19 protein-coding genes are annotated in these 19,090 nt (G+C 65.7%); 9 read left to right on the top strand and 10 right to left on the bottom strand.

Annotated elements, in window-relative coordinates:
- Positions 1-32: 32 nt before the first annotated feature.
- From ACGRVM_RS14200 to ACGRVM_RS14175, 6 genes are all read right to left on the bottom strand, one after another.
- Positions 33-836, bottom strand: a complete 804-nt coding sequence (locus tag ACGRVM_RS14200) for a DUF1217 domain-containing protein (protein ID WP_377172579.1) — start codon at positions 834-836, stop codon at positions 33-35.
- On the bottom strand, positions 833-1,237 hold the full coding sequence (gene flbT, locus ACGRVM_RS14195; protein WP_377172580.1) for a flagellar biosynthesis repressor FlbT: 405 nt from the start codon (positions 1,235-1,237) through the stop codon (positions 833-835). Before flbT ends, ACGRVM_RS14200 begins: the two co-directional genes overlap by 4 nt.
- Positions 1,234-1,611 (bottom strand): flagellar biosynthesis regulator FlaF, encoded by a 378-nt coding sequence (gene flaF / locus ACGRVM_RS14190; RefSeq protein WP_377172581.1) that lies wholly within the window; start codon positions 1,609-1,611, stop codon positions 1,234-1,236. Before flaF ends, flbT begins: the two co-directional genes overlap by 4 nt.
- A gap of 75 nt (positions 1,612-1,686) precedes the next feature.
- Entirely contained in the window at positions 1,687-2,562 is an 876-nt protein-coding gene (locus tag ACGRVM_RS14185; RefSeq protein ID WP_377172582.1) for a flagellin N-terminal helical domain-containing protein, read from the bottom strand.
- 206 nt (positions 2,563-2,768) lie between these two features.
- On the bottom strand, positions 2,769-3,125 hold the full coding sequence (locus ACGRVM_RS14180; RefSeq protein WP_377172583.1) for a flagellar protein FlgN: 357 nt from the start codon (positions 3,123-3,125) through the stop codon (positions 2,769-2,771).
- The gene (locus ACGRVM_RS14175; RefSeq protein ID WP_377172584.1) at positions 3,115-3,396 is read right to left on the bottom strand and encodes a rod-binding protein; all 282 of its coding nucleotides are present in this window, start codon (positions 3,394-3,396) and stop codon (positions 3,115-3,117) included. The genes ACGRVM_RS14180 and ACGRVM_RS14175 overlap by 11 nt, the downstream gene beginning before the upstream one ends.
- A gap of 111 nt (positions 3,397-3,507) precedes the next feature.
- Between ACGRVM_RS14175 and ACGRVM_RS14170 the strand changes: the two genes are divergently transcribed.
- Both ACGRVM_RS14170 and ACGRVM_RS14165 read left to right on the top strand, forming a co-directional pair.
- A complete protein-coding gene (locus ACGRVM_RS14170; RefSeq protein WP_377172585.1) occupies positions 3,508-4,815 on the top strand; it encodes a flagellar hook-length control protein FliK in 1,308 nt (435 codons plus the stop codon).
- Between the two features lie 12 nt (positions 4,816-4,827).
- Positions 4,828-5,505, top strand: coding sequence for a flagellar hook capping FlgD N-terminal domain-containing protein (locus tag ACGRVM_RS14165; RefSeq protein ID WP_377172586.1), 678 nt, complete (start codon positions 4,828-4,830; stop codon positions 5,503-5,505).
- Positions 5,506-5,539: 34 nt separating this feature from the next.
- Here ACGRVM_RS14165 and ubiB read toward each other — a convergent pair whose 3' ends face one another.
- Positions 5,540-7,075 carry a 2-polyprenylphenol 6-hydroxylase gene (gene ubiB, locus ACGRVM_RS14160; protein ID WP_377172587.1) on the bottom strand — a complete coding sequence of 512 codons (1,536 nt, stop codon included), beginning with the start codon at positions 7,073-7,075 and terminating at the stop codon, positions 5,540-5,542.
- Positions 7,076-7,078: 3 nt separating this feature from the next.
- Positions 7,079-7,822, bottom strand: a complete 744-nt coding sequence (gene ubiE, locus ACGRVM_RS14155) for a bifunctional demethylmenaquinone methyltransferase/2-methoxy-6-polyprenyl-1,4-benzoquinol methylase UbiE (RefSeq protein ID WP_377172588.1) — start codon at positions 7,820-7,822, stop codon at positions 7,079-7,081.
- Positions 7,823-7,907: 85 nt separating this feature from the next.
- Here ubiE and mutM point away from each other — a divergent pair, with 85 nt between their 5' ends.
- From mutM to gyrB, 7 genes are all read left to right on the top strand, one after another.
- Entirely contained in the window at positions 7,908-8,759 is an 852-nt protein-coding gene (gene mutM / locus ACGRVM_RS14150; RefSeq protein WP_377172589.1) for a bifunctional DNA-formamidopyrimidine glycosylase/DNA-(apurinic or apyrimidinic site) lyase, read from the top strand.
- A gap of 82 nt (positions 8,760-8,841) precedes the next feature.
- Positions 8,842-9,618, top strand: a complete 777-nt coding sequence (locus tag ACGRVM_RS14145; RefSeq protein WP_377172590.1) for an enoyl-CoA hydratase — start codon at positions 8,842-8,844, stop codon at positions 9,616-9,618.
- A gap of 198 nt (positions 9,619-9,816) precedes the next feature.
- Complete coding sequence (rpsT, locus tag ACGRVM_RS14140; RefSeq protein WP_377172591.1) at positions 9,817-10,080, top strand: 30S ribosomal protein S20; 264 nt, start codon at positions 9,817-9,819, stop codon at positions 10,078-10,080.
- 476 nt (positions 10,081-10,556) lie between these two features.
- A complete protein-coding gene (dnaA, locus tag ACGRVM_RS14135; protein WP_377172592.1) occupies positions 10,557-11,927 on the top strand; it encodes a chromosomal replication initiator protein DnaA in 1,371 nt (456 codons plus the stop codon).
- A 149-nt stretch (positions 11,928-12,076) separates the two neighbouring features.
- Positions 12,077-13,195: a DNA polymerase III subunit beta gene (gene dnaN, locus ACGRVM_RS14130; RefSeq protein WP_377172593.1), complete on the top strand. Its 1,119-nt coding sequence runs from the start codon at positions 12,077-12,079 to the stop codon at positions 13,193-13,195.
- A 44-nt stretch (positions 13,196-13,239) separates the two neighbouring features.
- Entirely contained in the window at positions 13,240-14,343 is a 1,104-nt protein-coding gene (gene recF, locus ACGRVM_RS14125; protein ID WP_377172594.1) for a DNA replication/repair protein RecF, read from the top strand.
- Positions 14,344-14,440: 97 nt separating this feature from the next.
- The gene (gene gyrB, locus ACGRVM_RS14120) at positions 14,441-16,858 is read left to right on the top strand and encodes a DNA topoisomerase (ATP-hydrolyzing) subunit B (RefSeq protein WP_377172595.1); all 2,418 of its coding nucleotides are present in this window, start codon (positions 14,441-14,443) and stop codon (positions 16,856-16,858) included.
- Positions 16,859-16,900: 42 nt separating this feature from the next.
- Here the strand turns inward: gyrB and ACGRVM_RS14115 are convergent, their stop codons facing one another.
- Both ACGRVM_RS14115 and ACGRVM_RS14110 read right to left on the bottom strand, forming a co-directional pair.
- The gene (locus ACGRVM_RS14115; protein ID WP_377172596.1) at positions 16,901-17,497 is read right to left on the bottom strand and encodes an SDR family oxidoreductase; all 597 of its coding nucleotides are present in this window, start codon (positions 17,495-17,497) and stop codon (positions 16,901-16,903) included.
- A gap of 135 nt (positions 17,498-17,632) precedes the next feature.
- On the bottom strand, positions 17,633-19,018 hold the full coding sequence (locus ACGRVM_RS14110; RefSeq protein ID WP_377172679.1) for an aminotransferase family protein: 1,386 nt from the start codon (positions 19,016-19,018) through the stop codon (positions 17,633-17,635).
- Between the last annotated feature and the right edge of the window lie 72 nt (positions 19,019-19,090).

The raw sequence follows: 19,090 nt of genomic DNA, 5'->3' as shown, positions 1-19,090 counted from the left end.
GCGGCGGGCATCGGCGCCTGAGCAACGCGCGCCTAGGAGAGCCTCGGCGCAGATTGAAGAAGCGTGAGCGCCACGGCGCCCGGCGATTGCTGCGCGAAGGCGGCCACCTGATCGCGCAGCAAGAAGCGCCGGATGACCGCCTCCTGCGCGGCCGGGTCCGCAAGCTCCGACAGGTCCGATATGCCGAGCTGCCGTTTCGCCCTGCCCGCGAATTCGGCCACCTGCGTGTCGAGGTCGGCCTGCGCGAAACCGGCGGGCAGGCCGAGCGCCGTCTCGAAAACCTGCCGCAAGGGCGGATTGCCCATGATCCGTAGCCAGCGCGTTTCGGAGGAGACGCTTCCTTCGGCGATGCCGGGAAGACTGCGCTGGGCGTCCATTGCGAGGCGCAGGCTCTGGTCCCGGTCGCCGACCGCGACCTCGAACTGCTGGCGCTGGAATTTCGCCACGATGTCCCGCGCCCAGCTCGGGCTGCCGGTGAGCGCGCCGCCGGGATTGCCGAAGCCGAAGGCCTCGGCGAAGTCGCGGTAGCGCGTGTCGGCGAGGCGGTTGGCCAGCGCGTCCGGCTCCGCCGTGCCGCCTTCGAGAATCGCGCGGATGAAGGCGCGGCTGTCGATATCGGATTGCAGCCCGAAGGCGCCCAGCGCCACCCGCAACAGCCGCCGGTCCGACACCAGCGCCTCGGCGCTGCGCACGCTCTCGATCGCCTCACGGAAATACTCGGTGTCGCGCCGGATCTGCGGGCTTCGCGCGAAGCTGTCGGTCTGCGTCTCGAGCGTCCGGCTCAAATAGCTCCAGCCCGTGAGGCCGCTCGCCGGAAGAACGGGCTGGAACGTCACGGCCAGCAATGCGCCAAGAGGCGCTCCTCCCGCGGCAGAAGGAGGCGCAGCGCCTTGAGGCAATGATAGAACTGCCCGTCGATCACCGATTGCGTCGCGGCGCCGAGATGGCGGCGGCTGTCGGGATCCGTCATGATGCGGCTGAGCTCCTCGATATGGCGCAAAAGCGGAAGACGTACCTCTTCGGCGGGCGCGTCGCCCGACAGGACGAGTTGCGCGAGATAGCACACGCGGCGCACGGGCGTCGTCGCCTCCTCGGGATGGATCGCGTCGCGCAGGCGCAGGATATGGGCCTTGGGCGTGACGATGGACAGGCGCGCGCGTTTGTCGCCGTTCTCGATCACGGCACCGTTGACGAGGACCCTTTCCTTGGGCGCGAGCTTCAGGACGAGGCCGCTCACGTCGGTGCACCCGCATCGCGCAGGCCGCGCATCACGGCGGTGTTGATCTCGATCAGCGCGTCTGCCGAAGCCTGCCGGGCCAGAACCTTGCGGCTATGGGCCGTGGTGAATTCCGACAGGTAGAAAAGGCGCGCGCGCAGGTCCTGGGGCAAAGGGTTGCCGGGATCGGCGACCTCGATGGCGAAGAGGGCCCAAAGCTCGCGGTTCTCGTCGATCGCGCCCGCGAGCGCGCGCATGTCGACGGGCCGCGCGTCGGCGGCGGCCTTGAGCCTTTGGGTGATGCGCGCGACGGCGTCGTATTCGGTGCCGCGCGCCGTGCGGATGGGCCGGCTGGACAAGCCGTAGGCGTTTTGCGCCTTGAGAATGGCGTTCACATCGTGATCCTTCTGGAAAATGGAAATGCCGCGCGAGGAGCCGGGAGCGCGCTGGCCGCGCCCCCGGCCGACTCATCAGCGGAAGAGCGACAGGATCGCCTGAGGCGCCTGGTTCGCGATCGAGAGCGATTGCGTCGCGAGCTGCTGCTGAACCTGGAGCGCCTGGAGCCGGGCCGAGCTTTCCTCCATATCGGCATCGACGAGCGCGCCGATGCCCGACTTCATCGCGTCCATCACCTTGCCGACATAGCTGTTCTGATCGCTGATCCGCTTGGCGGAGGCGCCGAGCGCCGCCGCGCCGTCCACCGCCGTCTGGATATGCGTCTCGAGCGCCGTGAGCGAGGTGGCCGCGGCAGCCGCCGAGCTGACGTCGATATCGCCCAGAATGTTGGCCGCGCCGATCGTCGCACCCGTCGCGGCGGCGGTCGCACCGCCCAGAAGCTGGGTTTCGAAATCCTCGCTCGCCACGACGATGTTCGCGTTGCTCACGGTGTTCGTCGCGGAGCGATTGATCGAGGACAGAACGTTGATGTCGGCGCCTGCGGCATCGAGCAGGTTGGTGCCGTTGAATTGCGAGCCACGGATGATCGAGCCGATCTGCTCCTTCAGCTTGTTGACGTCATCGGTGATCTTCGTGTGATCGACGTTGTCACCGGTCGCCGCGACGACCTTCTCCTTCATCTCGTTGAGAAGGTTGGTGATCTGCTCCGCTCCGGCCGAGGCGACGGCGACGGTTGATTCGCCCAGCGACAGCGATTTCGCGACAGCCTTGAAGCCGCTGACATCCGATTCCATCACCTTCGAGATCGCCCAGATGGCCGAATTGTCCTTGGCCTTGCCGACTTCCTTGCCGGTCGAGATCATGTCTTGGGTCTTGGCGAGATTGCTGTTGACCGATTTCAGGGTCTGAAGCGCGACCATCGCGCTGTTGTTCGTCAGAATGCTGGACATAGCATGTTCCTTTGGTTCGCGGCGCTTTGCGCCGATGAGATGACCCGTCCCCGAGGGGCGGCGTGCTGCGTCATTCTGACGGGTGCGGCGGCGTGAAGCCGGTGCCGCGCCATCCGGATCGGATGCAGGCCGACCATGCCGCGTCATGTGCTAAGGGAATGCTAAAGCCGGTCCTCCAAGTCATTGGGATTTTATGTAAATCCATATCACGCGCGTTTCTCGACCTGATGCTCGATCACGTCCGAGATGCTCGATTTGCGGCCCGTGCGGTCATAGGTTTCAAGCGTGCGGCGGATGCGGCGCAGCGTGGTCAGGCGTCCGGCCACCGTCCTGATGCCTTCGAGCGCGCCGTCGAGAAGCGCCTGATTTCGCAGCGCCTTGCCGGCAAGCTTCGCCGGGCGCGGCGCGTCTGCACCGGCCGCTTTCAGCCGTTCGAGCAAATCCTCCTTGTGGCGCATCAGCGCGCCGACCGTGTCCAGATCACCCGTGAGGAGCGCCGCGCGCTCGGCGTCCAGAAGCCTGTCCAAGTCCGCGAAGATACGCTCGGCGCTGTCAATCGTCATGGCGGGCCTCCATCATCGAGCGAAAGAACGCGTCGGCAAGACCGATCCCGCCCGCTTCGGCCAGCTTTTCGGCGAGGGCCTGGGTGTGGAAGGAGGCGAATTGGTTCTCACCGATGCCGCCCCCGAATTCTGCGGTCCGGCCGAGTCCTGCGGATTTGAGCATTTCGGCGAGAAACGTCGCCTCGAGTTTTCGGGCCGCGGCGCGCGCCTGTTCGATAGGCTGCGGCTGGGCTGGTGCGGTGGACGCGCCCGGCGGTGATATGGCTGTCATCGGCTTCTCTCCAATTTGAGGAACTTTCCGGCATTTGACCTCAAAGCGGTAAAGAAGCGGTAACCGGCTGCTGGCATTCTGGGTCTCGTGACGAGAATCCCCGGGGGCACCATGCTCGCTTTCATGACGACAGATCTGCGGCCTACAGCCTCGCCCGGCACCGCCGCGGCATCCGCGTCCCGCGCGGGTGAGGGGCAGGCTGGCGCGGCGGATTTCCAGGCGGTTTTGACCCAACTTGAAGCCGAGCGCGGAACGGAATCGCGCGAAACGGAGGTGGTGGCGGCTGCGCCGGATGGGGATACAGTGGAGACTGTGCAGGGTGGCGCCGAGGTGGATGACAGTGAAGTCGCGCCCGTTGAGGCAGGTGACGGATCGGAAGTGATTGCGATACCTGCGCCCTTCGGCCTGTCGCCGCAAACTGACGGCGCGAAGGCAGACCTTTCCCGCGAAATTTCGGAGCAATCTGCGGCAGAGAACGATCCTGATCCCCTGGCGGACGTGGCCTCGGTGACTTCTGGTCACGTTTCGATCGATCCGCCAGCAGGAGACGTTCCCGCCGACGCGGGTGTCGTGGATGTCATCCTTAAAGGCGCTGTATCGTCGCGCGAGGCGCCTTTGATGGGACCGCAAAGAGCGCGCAGCCCCGAGGCGCACATCTGGCGGTCCGGCGGGGTCGTGTCCGGTGGCACCTTGTCGCAAAGCGCGCCGCTCACTGTATCCGCCCCCGCGCTGATCGGGGATGGAGCGGCGGCAGTGCCCGCGACTCAAGGCGGTGAGGCCAACGGGTCCGGAGGCTCTCTCGCACAGGCGGCGCACGCCGAGCCTGGCAGACCACTTGCGATCAATTCAGCTACGGCGCCGCGGTTCGAGGAGATGCGCCCGGCGCCGGTCGCCATATTCAGCGGCAAGGAGGGCGCGATCCCGGTGGAAGCGGCTGATCCGCTGCGCGCGGGCAGTGACGCCGCGCCGGTGTCGGATGCGCCGCCGCGCGCCGCTGGCGATCTGCGCCATGCGGGCATCGCTCACACGCCGCAAGCGGCGCGGCATGTCGCGGTGCAGATCGCGCATGCGGCGGCAGAGGGGCGCGAACGCAGCATCGATGTGCTTTTGAACCCGTCCGAGCTGGGCCGCGTGCGCGTGAGCGTGACGCAGGGGGAGGCGGGGCTAGTCGTGGCCGTCGCGGCGGAGCGCGCGGAGACGCTCGATCTCATGCGCCGCAACGCGGATCTGCTGAGCCGCTGTTTCGAGGAGATGAGCGCGGGCGGCGCCTCGTTCAGCTTCTCGCGCGAGGGAGGCGCGGCGGATCGGCAAGCGGCGGAGCCGTCTGCCCCCGTGCTCGTCATCCATGAGGCGGACGGCAAGGCAGCCCCGTCGAATGGCCTGATGCTGCTGGCCGACCGGCTCGATATTCGTCTTTGAAAGGAACCCACCGTGGACATTCTCACCCAGAACACGCTCGCCGGCTCCGGAGGGGCCGCGCCGCCCGCGGCGGCGCCGAAGGCGCGCACCACGCTCAATTCGGATTTCGAGACTTTCCTGAAGATGCTGACGGCGCAGATGAAGAATCAGGACCCGCTCAATCCCGTCGAGTCGACGGAATTCGCCTCGCAGCTCGCCGCCTTCTCGACGGTGGAGCAGCAGGTTCTGACGAATGACCTGCTGGCCGGACTCGGCGACCAGATCGGCCTTCTGGGCATGGGGCAATTGCAAGGCTGGGTCGGGATGAACGCGCGGGCCGAGATGCCCGTCTTCTTCGATGGGGACGCCGTGCCGCTCACCTTGCGCACGCGCGAAGGCGCGGATCTCGCGCGGCTCGTCGTGCGCGACGCGGCGGGCGGGATCGTGGCCGAGGAGACGGTGCCGACGGCGGGGGGCGCTTACCTCTGGTCCGGGCGCGATTCGGCGGGCAGGCCGCTGCCCGGCGGGACCTATGCGATTTCGGTCGATTCGTTCCAAGGCGCGGAGGTGCTCGGCTCCGACCCGGTCGAGAGCCAGGGCCGGATCGTCGAGGCGAGGCTCTCGGAAGGGCGCACCGCGCTCGTACTCGAAGGAGGGCGCATCATCGCTGCCTCGGAGGTGATCGGGCTGAGCGCGCCGGCGGGCTCTTGATCGGGTCGGGACGCTCAGTGACTTGCGCTTCGTCTCAGCCGATATGCAACACGATCGCTGTGGCGAGGCCGCCGAAGATGCCGCCCGAAAGCGCCCAGAGCGCCAGATCGCGCCGGCGGCGACGCGGCGGCTCGGGCGGGGGCGGGCTTGCGCTGCGCATCAGCGCCTGCTCGACCAGTTGGGGCAGGCGCGGGCCGAACCGGGCGAGGACCGCCGCCGTGCGCCCGAGGCTCTGCGCGACGGCGCGCGGGCCGAGGCTCTGGCGGATGTAATCCTCGACCACGGGCTTGGCGACCTGCCAGATGTTGATCTGCGGGTTGAGCGAGCGCGCGACCCCTTCGACGACGACCATCGTGCGTTGCAGCAAGATCAGCTCGGTCCGTGTCTCCATCCCGAAGCGTTCCGTCACCTCGAAGAGATAGCTGAGCAGGTTGCCCATGCTGATGCGGCTCGCGTCCATCCCGAAGATCGGCTCTCCCACGGCGCGCAGGGCACGGGCGAATTCGTCGACATCGCGGTCACGCGGGACATATCCGGCCTCGAAATGCACCTCGGCGACACGGCGATAGTCGCGCTTGATGAAGCCGTAGAGGATCTCGGCATAGACGCGCCGGGTATATTCGTCGATATGCCCCATGATGCCGAAATCGTAGATGATGATATTGCCGTTCGGTGCGACCTTGAGATTGCCCTGGTGCATGTCGGCGTGGAAATACCCATCGCGCAGCGCATGGCTGAGGAAGAGTTGCAGCACCCGGTTGCCGAGATCGCGGCGGTCATGCCCGGCGGCGTCGATGGCATCGTTGTCGCCGAGCGGCACGCCATCGGCCCAGCCCATCGTCATCACGCGGCGGCTGGAGAGCGCCCATTTGATCGGCGGCAGTTCGAAGCCGGTATCGCCTTCGGTATTGGCCGCGAATTCCGACGCCGAGGACGCTTCGAGCCGCAGGTCCAGCTCGCCCATCACGACGCCTTCGAAATGGGCGATGACATCGGTCGGGCGCAGGCGCCGCGACGAGGGCGAGAGGAACTCGATCATGTTCGCGGCGAAATAGAAGGCGTCGATATCGACGCGGAAGGCGCGTTCGATACCGGGGCGGAGCACCTTGATCGCGACGGCCTCGCCGGTCTCGCGCAGCCGCGCCTTGTGCACCTGCGCGATCGATGCGGCGGCGACGGGCGGGCTGAAATCGTCGAAGAGCTGCTCGACCGGAGCGCCCAGCTCCGACTCGATGGCCGCCTTGGCGGTCTCGTTCGGGAAGGGCGGCAGCTTGTCCTGCAGAACGCGCATCTGCTGCGCGAGGTCGCTGCCGACGAGATCGGGCCGGGTCGAGAGGATCTGGCCGAACTTGATGTAGGCCGGGCCGAGTGCGGTGAGCGCGCGCGGCGCGGGCGGCATGTCCGGATCGCCCTTCGCCCCCAGCCATTTGAACGGCCAGGCCAGCAGCCGCAGCGCCGCGCGGACTTGCGGCGGCGCGTCCATCGCGTCCATCACGATCGGCATGGCGCCCGTACGCTCGAGCGTGGCGCCCGTCCGGATCAGGCGAATGATGTTGTGCGGACCGCGCATCGGCTAGATCTTCCAGCCGGAATGCAGGCAGGCGATGCCCATGCTCAGGTTGCGGTACTTGGCATTGCCGAACCCGGCCTGACGGACCATCCGCAGGAAGGTTTCCTGATCGGGGAATTTTCGGATCGACTCGACGAGATACTGATAACTCTCGCGGTCTCCGGCGATCGCCTGGCCCATGCGCGGAATGATGTTGAAGCTGTAGAGGTCATAGATCCGCTGCATGAGCGCGTTGGGAATCTGGCTGAACTCGAGCACCATGAGCCGCCCGCCCGGACGCAGCACGCGATATGCCTCGTTCAGCGCCTCCTGCGGGCGCGTCACGTTCCGGATGCCGAAGCTGATCGTGTAGACGTCGAAGCTGTTGTCCTCGAAGGGCAGGGCCATCGCGTCGCCCACCACCCAATCGAGGCTCGCGGCCATGGCCTCGGCCTCGGCGCGCTTGCGCCCCTCGATCAGCATGGGCTCGGTCAGGTCGAGCACGGTAGCATGGCCGCTGCCCGCGCGTTTGAGAAAGCGGAAGGCGATATCGCCCGTGCCGCCCGCGACGTCGAGCAGGCGCTGGCCTGGACGGGGCGCGAGCCAGTCCATCATCGCGTCCTTCCAGACACGGTGGATGCCTGCGCTCATGACGTCGTTCATCACGTCGTACTTGCTGGCGACCGAGCCGAAGACGCCGCGCACGCGGCCCGCCTTCTCCTCCTCGGGGATGTCCTGAAAACCGAAATGGGTGGTGTTCTCGCTCATCGCTCTTGCCTTGCGCCGTGATCGACCCTTGTTATAGGGCGCGAGGCCGCGGACACAATGCGGCGCGGTTGCAGAAGGCCAGGACATGCCCGAATTACCCGAAGTCGAGACGGTGCGCCGAGGTCTCGCGCCCGTGATGGAAGGGGGCGTGATCGCGCATGCCGACGTCAACCGGCCCGACCTGCGCTGGCCCTTTCCCGAGAACATGGCCGCGCGCCTCGAAGGTCAGACGGTGCTGGGGCTGCGGCGACGCTCGAAATACATCCTCGCGGATCTGTCGGGCGGCGAGACGCTGCTCATCCATCTCGGCATGTCGGGGCGCATGCTGATTTCGGGCGATCCGCTCGGCCAGTTCGTGCACGAGCATCCGGCGGCGGAAAAACACGATCATGTCGTCCTGCACATGGCCAGCGGCGCGCGCATCACCTTCAACGATCCGCGCCGCTTCGGGGCGATGGACATGTTCGCCACCGCCGCCGCCGAGGCGCATCCGCTCCTCGTGAAGCTGGGGCCGGAGCCCTTGGGCAATGGTTTCGACGAGGAATATCTCGTCGCGGCGCTGAAGGGTCGGAACACGCCGATCAAATCGGCGCTGCTCGATCAGCGCATCGTCGCGGGGCTCGGCAACATCTATGTGTGCGAGGCGCTCTTTCGGGCGGGCCTATCGCCGCGGCGGCGCGCCGGGAACATCGGCGCGAAGCGAGCGGCGTCGCTCGTGCCGATCATCCGCGACGTGCTGCGCGACGCGATCCATGCGGGCGGCTCTTCCTTGCGCGATTTTCGGCGTGCGGACGGCGAGCTCGGCTATTTTCAGCACCGTTTCGATGTCTACGACCGCGAGGGCCTGCCCTGCCGGCGCAGCGGCTGCGACGGCACGGTCGCGCGCGTCGTGCAATCGGGGCGCTCGAGCTTCTATTGCGGGACATGCCAAAGATGAGCGGGCACTTAAGATTGGGTTGATCCGCCGCGCCGTGGTGGTAAGACTGCCCGTCTGACAGAAACAAGCGAAAGCAGATTTCATGGCCTATGAGACGATCATCGTCGAAGTAGAAGACCACGTCGCCCAGATCACCCTTAACCGCCCCGACGCCCTGAATGCGCTGAACGAACAGCTGCTCGAGGAGCTGGTGGATGCGCTTCGGGACGCGCAGCAGAACGACAAGGTGCGGTGCATCATCCTCACCGGCTCGGACAAGGCTTTCGCGGCCGGCGCCGACGTCAAGATGATGGCCGACAAGAGCTTTGTCGAAATGTTCTCCGAGGATTTCTTCGGCGCGCAGCACGACGCGATCACCCGCATCCGCAAGCCGATCATCGCCGCCGTTTCGGGCTATGCGCTGGGCGGCGGGTGCGAATTGGCCATGATGTGCGATTTCATCATCGCTTCGGACACGGCCAAGTTCGGACAGCCCGAGGTCAATCTCGGCATCATGGCGGGCCTCGGCGGCTCGCAGCGCCTCACGCGCTTCATCGGCAAGTCGAAGGCGATGGACATGAACCTCACGGGCCGCTTCATGGATGCCGAGGAGGCGGAGCGCTCGGGCCTGGTGAGCCGGGTCGTGCCGTTGAAGAAGCTGAAGGAAGAGGCGCGCTCGGCTGCGGGCAAGATTGCCGAGAAGTCTATGATTTCGGTCACGGCCATCAAGGAAGCGGTCAATCGCAGCTACGAGACCACGCTGAGCGAGGGACTGCTCTTCGAGCGGCGGGTGTTCCATTCGCTCTTCTCGACCGAAGACCAGTCCGAGGGCATGGCCGCCTTCAAGGAAAAGCGTCAGGCGCAATTCCGCGACAAGTAGGGCCGCGCCCGGGGCGCAAGGCACGAGGGCGGTTGCATTCATGGCCGCTTGGCCTTAAAAGCCGCCCTCATACATGCGCGCGATGCCCGCTCAGGCAAGAATCACTTCGGTCCCCTTCGGAAGGCGACTCGAGGGCCCGGACGGCGTCATCATGTGCAGACAAGTTTGAACAGACAGCAGTCCGAAGGTAGAATTCTCATGGCAAATACGCCCCAGTCCAAGAAACGCGCTCGCCAGAGCGAATCGCGACTCGCGATCAACAAGGCGCGCCGCTCGCGCATCCGCACGTTCCTGCGCAAGGTCGAAGAAGCGATCGCATCGGGCGACAAGACCGCCGCCGAAGCCGCCCTGCGCGCCGCTCAGCCCGAGCTGATGCGCGGCGTCACCAAAGGCGTTTTCCACAAGAATACCGCGTCTCGCAAGATGTCGCGCCTCTCGAGCCGCGTGAAGTCGCTCGGCTGAGAAGTCATTGATCTCGATCAATAAAAGGCGCCTCGAATGGGGCGCCTTTTCTCGTTTTCAGGGCCGCTGTGGCGCTGAAAGATTCTTTTCACGCAAAATCAGAGTCAAGGGATAAGATAGGTTGCCGCAGCGCGCGGCGGCTTGCTAACTTCACTCTGCGATTCACGCTTGGGGGGACAGGCTGATTCCGGTGGCGGGCCTTTGGGGGGCCGACGTCTCGGCGATCTCTCGGGGAAACCCGGCATGTCCAAATAAAGCATACCGACGCCGATCGCGACGTGCCGGGCCTTGGTCCTGCATCTCGCATCCAGTGCGCCGTGCACCCGCCCGCTCCGAGAGGAAAGGGCGCAGCCGCAGAACAACGGTTCTGCGGTAAGGTGATGCTTTGTCTTCGGCGGTGAAGCGCAGTCGATGCGCAGGGTCTCGGGCGGCCTTGTGTGAATTGGAAACGCTAAGAGCCGCGGAAGCAGGAACGCATGACACAAGAACAATGGGGTCAACTCAAGCAGGACCTTTTGAAGTCGATCGGCAAAAGCAATTACAAGAGCTGGATCGAACCGTTGGAACTGTCGCATGTCGAGGAAGGCGTTGCGACATTCGCCGTCCCGACCAGCTTCGTCGGAAATTACGTCTCGCAGAAATACGGCGACCAGATCCTCTACCACGCGCGCAGCATTTCGCCCGAGATCCGGCGCGTGCATTTCAGCGTTCCGGCCAATCAGAGCGCCCGTCCGGCGATGGCGCGCGCAACCGCCGATGCAGGCTCCGGGGCACAGCCCGCCGCGCCCGCGCAGCGCGAGGGCAGCATGCCGACCGCGCCGCTCGACCGCCGCTTCACTTTCGACACGTTCGTGGTCGGCAAGCCCAACGAGCTGGCCCATGCGGCGGCCAAGCGCGTGGCCTCCGGCGGGCCGGTGACGTTCAATCCGCTCTTCCTCTATGGCGGCGTCGGCCTCGGCAAGACGCACCTCATGCACGCGATCGCCTGGGAACTTTCACAGCGTCAGCCCGATCTCAACGTGGTCTATCTCTCGGCCGAGCAGTTCATGTATCGGTTCGTTTCGGCCCTGCGCGAGCGCAAAATGATGGATTTCAAATCCATGTTTCGTTCGGTCGATGTCCTGATGGTCGATGACGTGCAGTTCATCGCCGGGAAGGACAGCACGCAGGAGGAGTTCTTCCACACGTTCAACGCGCTGGTGGACGGCGGCAAGCAGATCATCATCTCGGGCGACCGCGCGCCGGGCGAGATCGAGAACCTCGAAGAGCGCATCAAGTCGCGCCTGCAATGCGGCCTCGTCGTCGATCTGCACCCCACGAATTACGAGCTTCGCCTCGGCATTCTTCAGTCGAAGGTCGAGTATTACCGCACGCAATATCCCGGCCTCTTGCTGGCCGATGGCGTGCTGGAATTCCTGGCGATGCGCATCACCAAGAACGTCCGCGTTCTGGAAGGCGCGCTCACACGGCTCTTTGCTTTCGCGTCCCTCGTCGGGCACGAGATCACGATGGAGTTGACGCAGGACTGCCTTGCGGACGTTCTGCGCAGCAGTGAGCGGCAGGTGACGATCGAGGAAATCCAGCGGCAGGTGTCGGACCATTACAACATCCGCCTCAGCGATCTGATCGGGCCCAAGCGCGTGCGCGTCTTCGCCCGTCCGCGCCAAGTGGCGATGTATCTGGCCAAGCACATGACCTCGCGCAGCCTGCCCGAGATCGGCCGCCGCTTCGGCGGGCGCGATCACACCACCGTCATGCATGGCGTGCGCCGCATTGACGAGCTGCGCGTGGCCGACGCGCAGATGGCCGAGGATATCGACATGCTGCGCCGCGCGCTGGAGGCGTAAGCGCGGAGCGCTGCGGCCCGCCCTCAGGGGCGGGGCTTGACCCCTTGGCATTTCCTCATCAAAAACCCAACAAATGACTTGCGCCGCAAGGCCGTTTCGATACCGTGCCAGTCCCGGCTCGGCGCCGGGACCAGAATGGGAGAATGGGCATGAAGCTCAGCATCGAACGTGGAACCCTGCTCAAGGCCGTGGCCCAGGCGCAATCGGTCGTCGAGCGGCGCAACACGATTCCCATCCTCGCCAACGTGCTGATCGAAGCCGAAGGCGACACGGTGAATTTCCGCGCGACCGATCTCGATGTCGAGGTGAGCGACAAGGCGAGCGCGCAGGTCGAGCGCCCCGGCGCGACGACCGTCTCGGCGGTGACGCTGCACGAGATCGTGCGCAAGCTGCCCGACGGCGCCTTGGTGACGCTCGCCGATGACGGCACGTCCGGGCGCCTCACGGTCGAGGCGGGACGCTCGAACTTCAATCTCGCGACCCTGCCCAAGGAAGACTTCCCGGTCATGGCGTCCTCGGAATACGCGAGCAATTTCTCGGCCAAGGCGCCGGTGCTCCGGCGTCTATTCGACAAGTCGAAATTCGCCATCTCGACCGAGGAGACGCGCTATTATCTCAACGGCGTCTACATGCATGTCGCGACCGGCGAGGATGGCCGCGTTCTGCGCTGCGTGGCGACCGATGGCCACCGCCTCGCCCGCATCGACGCCGATCTGCCGCAGGGCGCCGAGGAGATGCCGGGCGTGATCGTACCGCGCAAGACGGTGGGCGAGCTGCGCAAGCTTCTGGACGATGACGACATGATGATCGCCGTGTCGGTGAGCGAGACCAAGATCCGCTTCGCCACGCCCAACATCACGCTGACCTCCAAGGTCATCGACGGCACCTTCCCCGATTACACGCGCGTCATCCCGCAGGGCAACACGCGCAAGATGGAGGTGGACGCCGCCGAGTTCGCCAAGGCGGTGGACCGCGTCGCGACCGTCAGCAGCGAGCGGAGCCGCGCCGTCAAGCTCTCGCTCGACGAGGATCGGCTGATCCTGAGCGTGAACGCGCCCGACAGCGGCGCCGCCGAGGAAGAGCTGGCCGTCGCCTATGGCGACGAGCGGCTCGAGATCGGCTTCAACGCGAAATACCTGCTCGAGATCGCAAGCCAGGTTGATCGCGAGAACGCGGTGTTTCTCTTCAACTCCGCCGGCGATCCGACGCTGATGCGCGAGGGGAATGACCAGAGCGCGGTCTATGTCGTCATGCCGATGCGCGTGTGACGCGCCGCGGGTTTGACCAGTCTCGGACAGATGAAAGTGAGGGGATGACAGGTTTGTATCTGTCATCCCTTCGTCTTTCGCATTTCCGCTCGCATAAGTCGGCGGCTCTGGCGCTCGATGGGCGGCCCGTGGCGATCCACGGGCCGAACGGCGCGGGCAAGACGAACCTGATCGAGGCGGTCTCGCTCTTCTCGCCGGGTCGCGGCATGCGGCGGGCGGCGGCGCAGGACATGGTGCGCCGTCCCGAGGCGCTGGGTTGGAAGCTGTCGGGCGCGCTGCATTCGCTGGACCGGATGCACGAGGTCGAGATCTGGGCCGAGGAGAGCGGCGCGCGCCAGCTGAGGATCGACGACAAGGCGGCCCCGCAGCTGGCGCTGGGACGGCTCGCGCGGGTGCTGTGGCTGGTGCCGTCGATGGACCGGCTCTGGATCGAGGGGGCCGAGGGGCGGCGCCGGTTTCTCGACCGGGTGACGATGAGCTTCATCCCCTCGCATGCCGAGGCGGTGCTCGATTTCGACAAGGCGATGCGCGAGCGCAACCGCCTCCTGAAGGACCAGGTGCGCGACGCGCATTGGTATCTCGCGCTCGAGGCGCAGATGGCCGCGCGCGGGGCCGAGATCGACGCGGGACGCCGTTCCGCGCTGGAGGAGCTGCACGCCGCGCAGGCGGAGGCCGAGACGGCCTTTCCCGTGGCCGAGCTCGAGCTGACCGCGACCGATGGCGAGATGCCGGGCAGCGCGGACGAATATCGCGCCGCGCTGGCCGAGAGCCGGTTTCGCGATCTGATGGCCGGGCGCAGCCTTGTGGGTCCGCACCGCGCCGATCTTTACGGCGTCTATGCGGCCAAGGGCGTGCCTGCCCGCGATTGCAGCACGGGCGAGCAGAAGGCGCTGCTCGTCTCGCTCATCCTCGCCAACGCGCGGGCGCTGGCCAAGTCCTTCGGCGCGCCCCCCATCCTCCTTCTGGACGAGGTCGCCGCGCATCTCGATGCGGGGCGCCGCGCGGCGCTCTATGACGAGGTGTGCGCGCTCGGCGCGCAGGCCTGGATGACCGGCACGGGCCCCGAGCTTTTCGCCGAGATGGAGGGCCGCGCGCAGCATTTCGAGGTCACCGAGACGGACGGCGTCTCGCAGGTCGCGGTGCTCTGATCCGGGGCGTTGGAGGCAGGCGGAAAAGGGCGCATAGCTGCGTGACATCCCCTGCCGGAACCAATATAAAATAGCAAAATTACCAGGGGTTTTCCGCATGTCCGAGGCTGTGGCCGCGCCAGAAGAATATGGCGCCGATTCTATCAAGGTTCTCAAAGGTTTGGATGCCGTCCGCAAGCGGCCCGGCATGTATATCGGGGACACGGATGACGGCTCGGGTCTGCATCACATGGTCTACGAGGTCGTCGACAACGGCATCGACGAGGCGCTGGCCGGCCATGCCGACCGCGTGACCGTCACGATCCACGGCGACAGCTCGGTTTCGGTGAGCGACAATGGCCGTGGCATTCCCGTCGCGATCCACGAGGAAGAGGGCGTCAGCGCCGCCGAGGTCATCATGACCCAGCTTCATGCGGGCGGGAAGTTCGATCAGAATTCCTACAAGGTGTCGGGCGGTCTGCACGGCGTGGGCGTGTCGGTCGTCAACGCGCTGAGCGACTGGCTCGAGCTGCGCGTCTGGCGCAACGACAAGGAGCATATCGCACGCTTCGAGCGGGGCGATACGGTCAGACATCTCGAGGTCGTCGGCCCTGCGGAGGGCCGCAAGGGGACGGAAGTGCGGTTCCTCGCCTCGACCGACACATTCTCGAATCTCGCCTACAGTTTCGACACGCTGGAAAAGCGCCTGCGCGAGCTGGCGTTCCTTAATTCCGGCGTGCGCATCCTTTTGCGCGACGAGCGCCCCGAGGAGCCGCGCGAGAGCGAGCTTTTCTACGAGGGCGGCGTGCGCGAGTTCGTCAAGTATCTCGACCGGCACAAGACGGCGATGCTGCCCGATCCGATCTTCATCACCGGCGAGCGGGACGATATCGGCATCGAGGTCGCGATGTGGTGGAACGACAGCTATCATGAAACGGTGCTGCCCTTCACGAACAACATTCCGCAGCGCGACGGCGGCACGCATATGGCGGGCTTTCGCGGCGCGCTGACGCGGACCATCAACAACTACGCGCAGTCGAGCGGCATCGCCAAGAAGGAGAAGGTCAACTTCACCGGCGACGACGCGCGCGAGGGGCTGACCTGCGTGCTGTCCGTCAAGGTGCCCGATCCGAAATTCTCGAGCCAGACCAAGGACAAGCTCGTCTCGTCCGAGGTGCGGCCCGCGGTGGAGAACCTCGTCTCGGAGAAGCTGGCCGAGTGGTTCGAGGAGAACCCGAACGAGGCCAAGGTCATCACCTCGAAGATCGTCGAGGCCGCGCTCGCCCGCGAGGCGGCCCGCAAGGCGCGCGAATTGACGCGCCGCAAATCGGCGATGGATGTGAATTACCTCGCGGGCAAGCTCAAGGATTGCTCGGAGAAGGACCCGACCAAGACCGAAGTCTTCCTCGTCGAGGGGGACAGCGCCGGGGGCAGCGCCCAGACCGGGCGCGACCGGAGCACGCAGGCGATCCTGCCGCTCAAGGGCAAGATCCTGAATGTGGAGCGCGCGCGTTTCGACCGTATGCTCGGCAGTCAGGAGATCGGCAATCTCGTGATGGCGCTCGGCACCGGGATCGGGCGGGACGAGTTCAACATCTCCAAGCTGCGCTACCACAAGATCGTGATCATGACGGACGCCGACGTGGACGGCGCGCATATCCGCACGCTTCTGCTGACCTTTTTCTATCGCCAGATGCCGGAACTCATTGAAAACGGGCATCTTTATATCGCGCAGCCGCCGCTCTACAAGGTGACGCGCGGCAAGTCCGAGGTCTATCTCAAGGACGAGGCCGCGATGGAGAACTACCTGATCGACCAGGGTGTCGACGGGGTCACGCTCCGGCAGGGCAATGGCGAGGATATCGCGGGGCAGGATCTGGCGCGCGTCGTCGACATGGCCCGGCAATTGCGCCGTGTGCTCGACGCCTTCCCGACGCATTATCCGCGCCACATCCTCGAGCAAGCGGCGATCGCCGGGGCCTTCGCGCCCGGTGCGGTGCAGGAGGATCTGCAAGGCGTGGCCGACAAGGTGGCCGAGCGTCTGAACCTCATCGCGCTCGAATACGAACGCGGCTGGCAAGGCCGGATCACGCAGGATCACGGTATCCGCCTCACGCGCATCCTGCGCGGCGTCGAAGAGGCACGCACGCTCGACGGCCCCGTGCTGCGCGGCGGCGAAGCCAAGCGGACCGGCAGCTTCACGCAGCATTTGCAGGACATCTACGACAAGCCGGCCAAGCTGATGCGCAAGGACCGCAGTCAGATGATCTACGGGCCGATGGACCTGCTCGACGCCATTCTGGCCGAAGGCGCCAAGGGCCTCTCGCTCCAGCGATACAAGGGTTTGGGCGAGATGAACCCCGATCAGCTTTGGGAGACGACGCTCGATCCCGAGGCGCGCACCTTGCTGCGGGTCGAGGTGGATGACGTGGCCGAGGCCGACGATCTCTTCACCAAGCTGATGGGCGACGTGGTGGAGCCGCGCCGCGAATTCATCCAGCAGAACGCGCTCAACGTCGAGAATCTCGACTTCTGATCGAAGGACCGGGCGCGCGGTGGCGCCGCCCGGTCCGGATCGTCAGGCCGATTGCATCAGCATGGTCTTGTTGGCCCAGGCATCGCTCGATACCGCATCGGCGAGAACGGCGGCGACATCGCCGCGCGCGGCCTCGGCGGTTTCATCGACATCGTCGCCGAAGAGCATCTGGCGCGTGCCGTCCTCATCGGTCAGGCTGACGGGCCGCAGGATCGCGTAGGTAAGCCCCGAGGCCTTCAGATGCTCGTCCGCATCCTGCTTGGCCTGTAGATAATGCTCCATCTCGCCGCCTTTTTCGGGTTTGTCCGCGCCGACCGAGCTCAGCATAACGAAGCGCGACGCGCCCGATTTTGCGGCGAGGTCGATCAGGCGCATCGCGCCTTTACGGTCCACCTTGTCGGTCATGTCCTGACCGGTATCGGCGCCCGACCCGGCGGCGAAGACGACGGCGTCGCAGCCGTCGCAGGCGCCTTCTTGCAGGTCGGTCAGATCGCCCTGCCGTGTCTGCGCGCCTTCTGGCAGAACGCTCGTATCCGAGCTTTCGCGCACGAGGGCGATGGGCGTATGGCCGTGGTCTTGAAGGGCCTGCATCAGGCGGCGGCCGGTCTTGCCTGTGGCTCCGGCGACGAGGATGTTCATGGCGTAGCTCCTTTGACATGCTGAGGGGGCCGCGCGAAACCGCGCGGCGCCACGGGAATGCGGCATGTCAACGGAGTGCGGGGCGGGCTTGTTCCGCCGCGCCGGGCAAAGCGGCGCGGCGGGATGTTTTGCGGCTCAGCCGAAAACCTTGGTCAGCGCTTTGTCCGTCGCCTCGATCAGCTCGTCGATATCACTCTTGGTCGCGATGAGAGCGGGCGAGTAGCAAAGCGTGTTGTTGAGGCCGGGCAGCGAGCGGTTCGTCATGCCGATGATGACGCCTTGCGCCATGCAATCGCCGGTGACGGCGGCGACAGATTTCTCGTCCATCGGCTCGCGCGTCGTGCGGTCCTTGACCAGTTCGGCGCCAAGAAAGAGGCCCTTGCCGCGCACGTCGCCGATGACCTTGTGCTTGTCCTTCAGCGCATGGAGCTGGTCGAGCATGTAGTCGCCCATCTGGACGGTGTTCTCCAGAAGGCCCTCTTCCTCGATGATGTTCATGTTCTCGAGCGCGGCGGCGGGGCCGGCCGTGCAGCCGCCGAAGGTCGAGATGTCGCGGAAGTAGTTGAGCGGGTCGGTGGCGTCGTCCTTGAACATGTCGAAGACGCGCTCGGACGTGACGCAGCAGGCGATGGCGGCATAGCCCGAGGCGACACCCTTGGCCATCGTCACGAAGTCAGGCTCGATCCCGAAATGCTGATATCCGAACCAGGTGCCGGTCCGACCGATGCCGCAGACCACCTCGTCGATATGCAGAAGGACGTCGTATTTGCGGCAGATTTCCTGCACGCGGGGCCAGTAGCCCTCGGGCGGCACGATCACGCCGCCGCCCGCCGTGACCGGCTCGAGGCAGATGGCGCCCACGGTGTCGGGACCTTCGCGCAGGATCACGTCCTCGATCGCGTTGGCGGCGGCGATGCCGTAATCCTCGCCGGTCAGATCCCATTGCGCGCGGTATTCGAGGCAATGCGGCACCTCGACGAAGCCGGGGGCGAAGGGGCCGTATTGCGCGTTGCGCTCGGGCTGGCCGCCCGCCGAGAGACAGGCGATCGTGGTGCCGTGATAGTCGCGCTCGCGGAAGAGGATCTTGTGCTTCTTGCCGCCATGGCGCTTGTGCGCGATCTGGCGGACCATCTTGAACGCCTTCTCGTTGGCTTCCGAGCCGGAGTTGCAGAAATAGACCCGGCTGAGGCCCGGCATCTTCTCGATCAGACGCTCGGAGAACATCGCGCCGGGAATCGAGCCTGCGGAGCCCGCGAAGTAATTGAGCTTGATGAGCTGGTCCCGCACCGCGTTGGCGATGCGCTCGCGGCCATAGCCGACATTCACCGTCCAGACGCCGCCCGAGACGCCGTCGATATGCTCCTTGCCCTTCTGATCCCAGACGCGCATTCCCTTGCCCTCGACGATCACGCGCGGATCGGAGGTCTCGTAGGGTTTGTGCTGGCTCAGATGGTGCCACACATGGGCCCGGTCGGCTGCGACGACCTTGTCGATATCGTTGTCCAGAAACTTGCCGTCCATCATGTGTCCTCCATCGGGTCTAGGTCCGGCGAAAGGCCGGGCGCAGGGCAGATGCCGTATCCTAGCACCTTG

The organism is Roseovarius aquimarinus, assembly GCF_043661195.1.
In the GTDB taxonomy this organism is placed as follows: Bacteria; Pseudomonadota; Alphaproteobacteria; order Rhodobacterales; family Rhodobacteraceae; genus Roseovarius; species Roseovarius aquimarinus.
The sequence above is the reverse complement of the archived record's forward strand: the minus strand, read 5'-3'. Positions and strand labels throughout refer to the sequence as shown.

Excerpts from the sequence above, each read along its gene's own strand:
- gyrB (WP_377172595.1), top strand. The coding sequence starts at position 14,441 with ATGTCCGAGGCTGTGGCCGCGCCAGAAGAATATGGCGCCGATTCTATC.
- ubiB (WP_377172587.1), bottom strand. The coding sequence starts at position 7,075 with ATGCGCGGTCCGCACAACATCATTCGCCTGATCCGGACGGGCGCCACG.
- rpsT (WP_377172591.1), top strand. The coding sequence starts at position 9,817 with ATGGCAAATACGCCCCAGTCCAAGAAACGCGCTCGCCAGAGCGAATCG.
- ACGRVM_RS14175 (WP_377172584.1), bottom strand. The coding sequence starts at position 3,396 with ATGACAGCCATATCACCGCCGGGCGCGTCCACCGCACCAGCCCAGCCG.
- ACGRVM_RS14180 (WP_377172583.1), bottom strand. The coding sequence starts at position 3,125 with ATGACGATTGACAGCGCCGAGCGTATCTTCGCGGACTTGGACAGGCTT.
- dnaN (WP_377172593.1), top strand. The coding sequence starts at position 12,077 with ATGAAGCTCAGCATCGAACGTGGAACCCTGCTCAAGGCCGTGGCCCAG.
- ACGRVM_RS14145 (WP_377172590.1), top strand. The coding sequence starts at position 8,842 with ATGGCCTATGAGACGATCATCGTCGAAGTAGAAGACCACGTCGCCCAG.
- mutM (WP_377172589.1), top strand. The coding sequence starts at position 7,908 with ATGCCCGAATTACCCGAAGTCGAGACGGTGCGCCGAGGTCTCGCGCCC.
- recF (WP_377172594.1), top strand. The coding sequence starts at position 13,240 with ATGACAGGTTTGTATCTGTCATCCCTTCGTCTTTCGCATTTCCGCTCG.
- ACGRVM_RS14115 (WP_377172596.1), bottom strand. The coding sequence starts at position 17,497 with ATGAACATCCTCGTCGCCGGAGCCACAGGCAAGACCGGCCGCCGCCTG.
- ubiE (WP_377172588.1), bottom strand. The coding sequence starts at position 7,822 with ATGAGCGAGAACACCACCCATTTCGGTTTTCAGGACATCCCCGAGGAG.
- dnaA (WP_377172592.1), top strand. The coding sequence starts at position 10,557 with ATGACACAAGAACAATGGGGTCAACTCAAGCAGGACCTTTTGAAGTCG.
- ACGRVM_RS14170 (WP_377172585.1), top strand. The coding sequence starts at position 3,508 with ATGCTCGCTTTCATGACGACAGATCTGCGGCCTACAGCCTCGCCCGGC.
- ACGRVM_RS14185 (WP_377172582.1), bottom strand. The coding sequence starts at position 2,562 with ATGTCCAGCATTCTGACGAACAACAGCGCGATGGTCGCGCTTCAGACC.
- ACGRVM_RS14110 (WP_377172679.1), bottom strand. The coding sequence starts at position 19,018 with ATGGACGGCAAGTTTCTGGACAACGATATCGACAAGGTCGTCGCAGCC.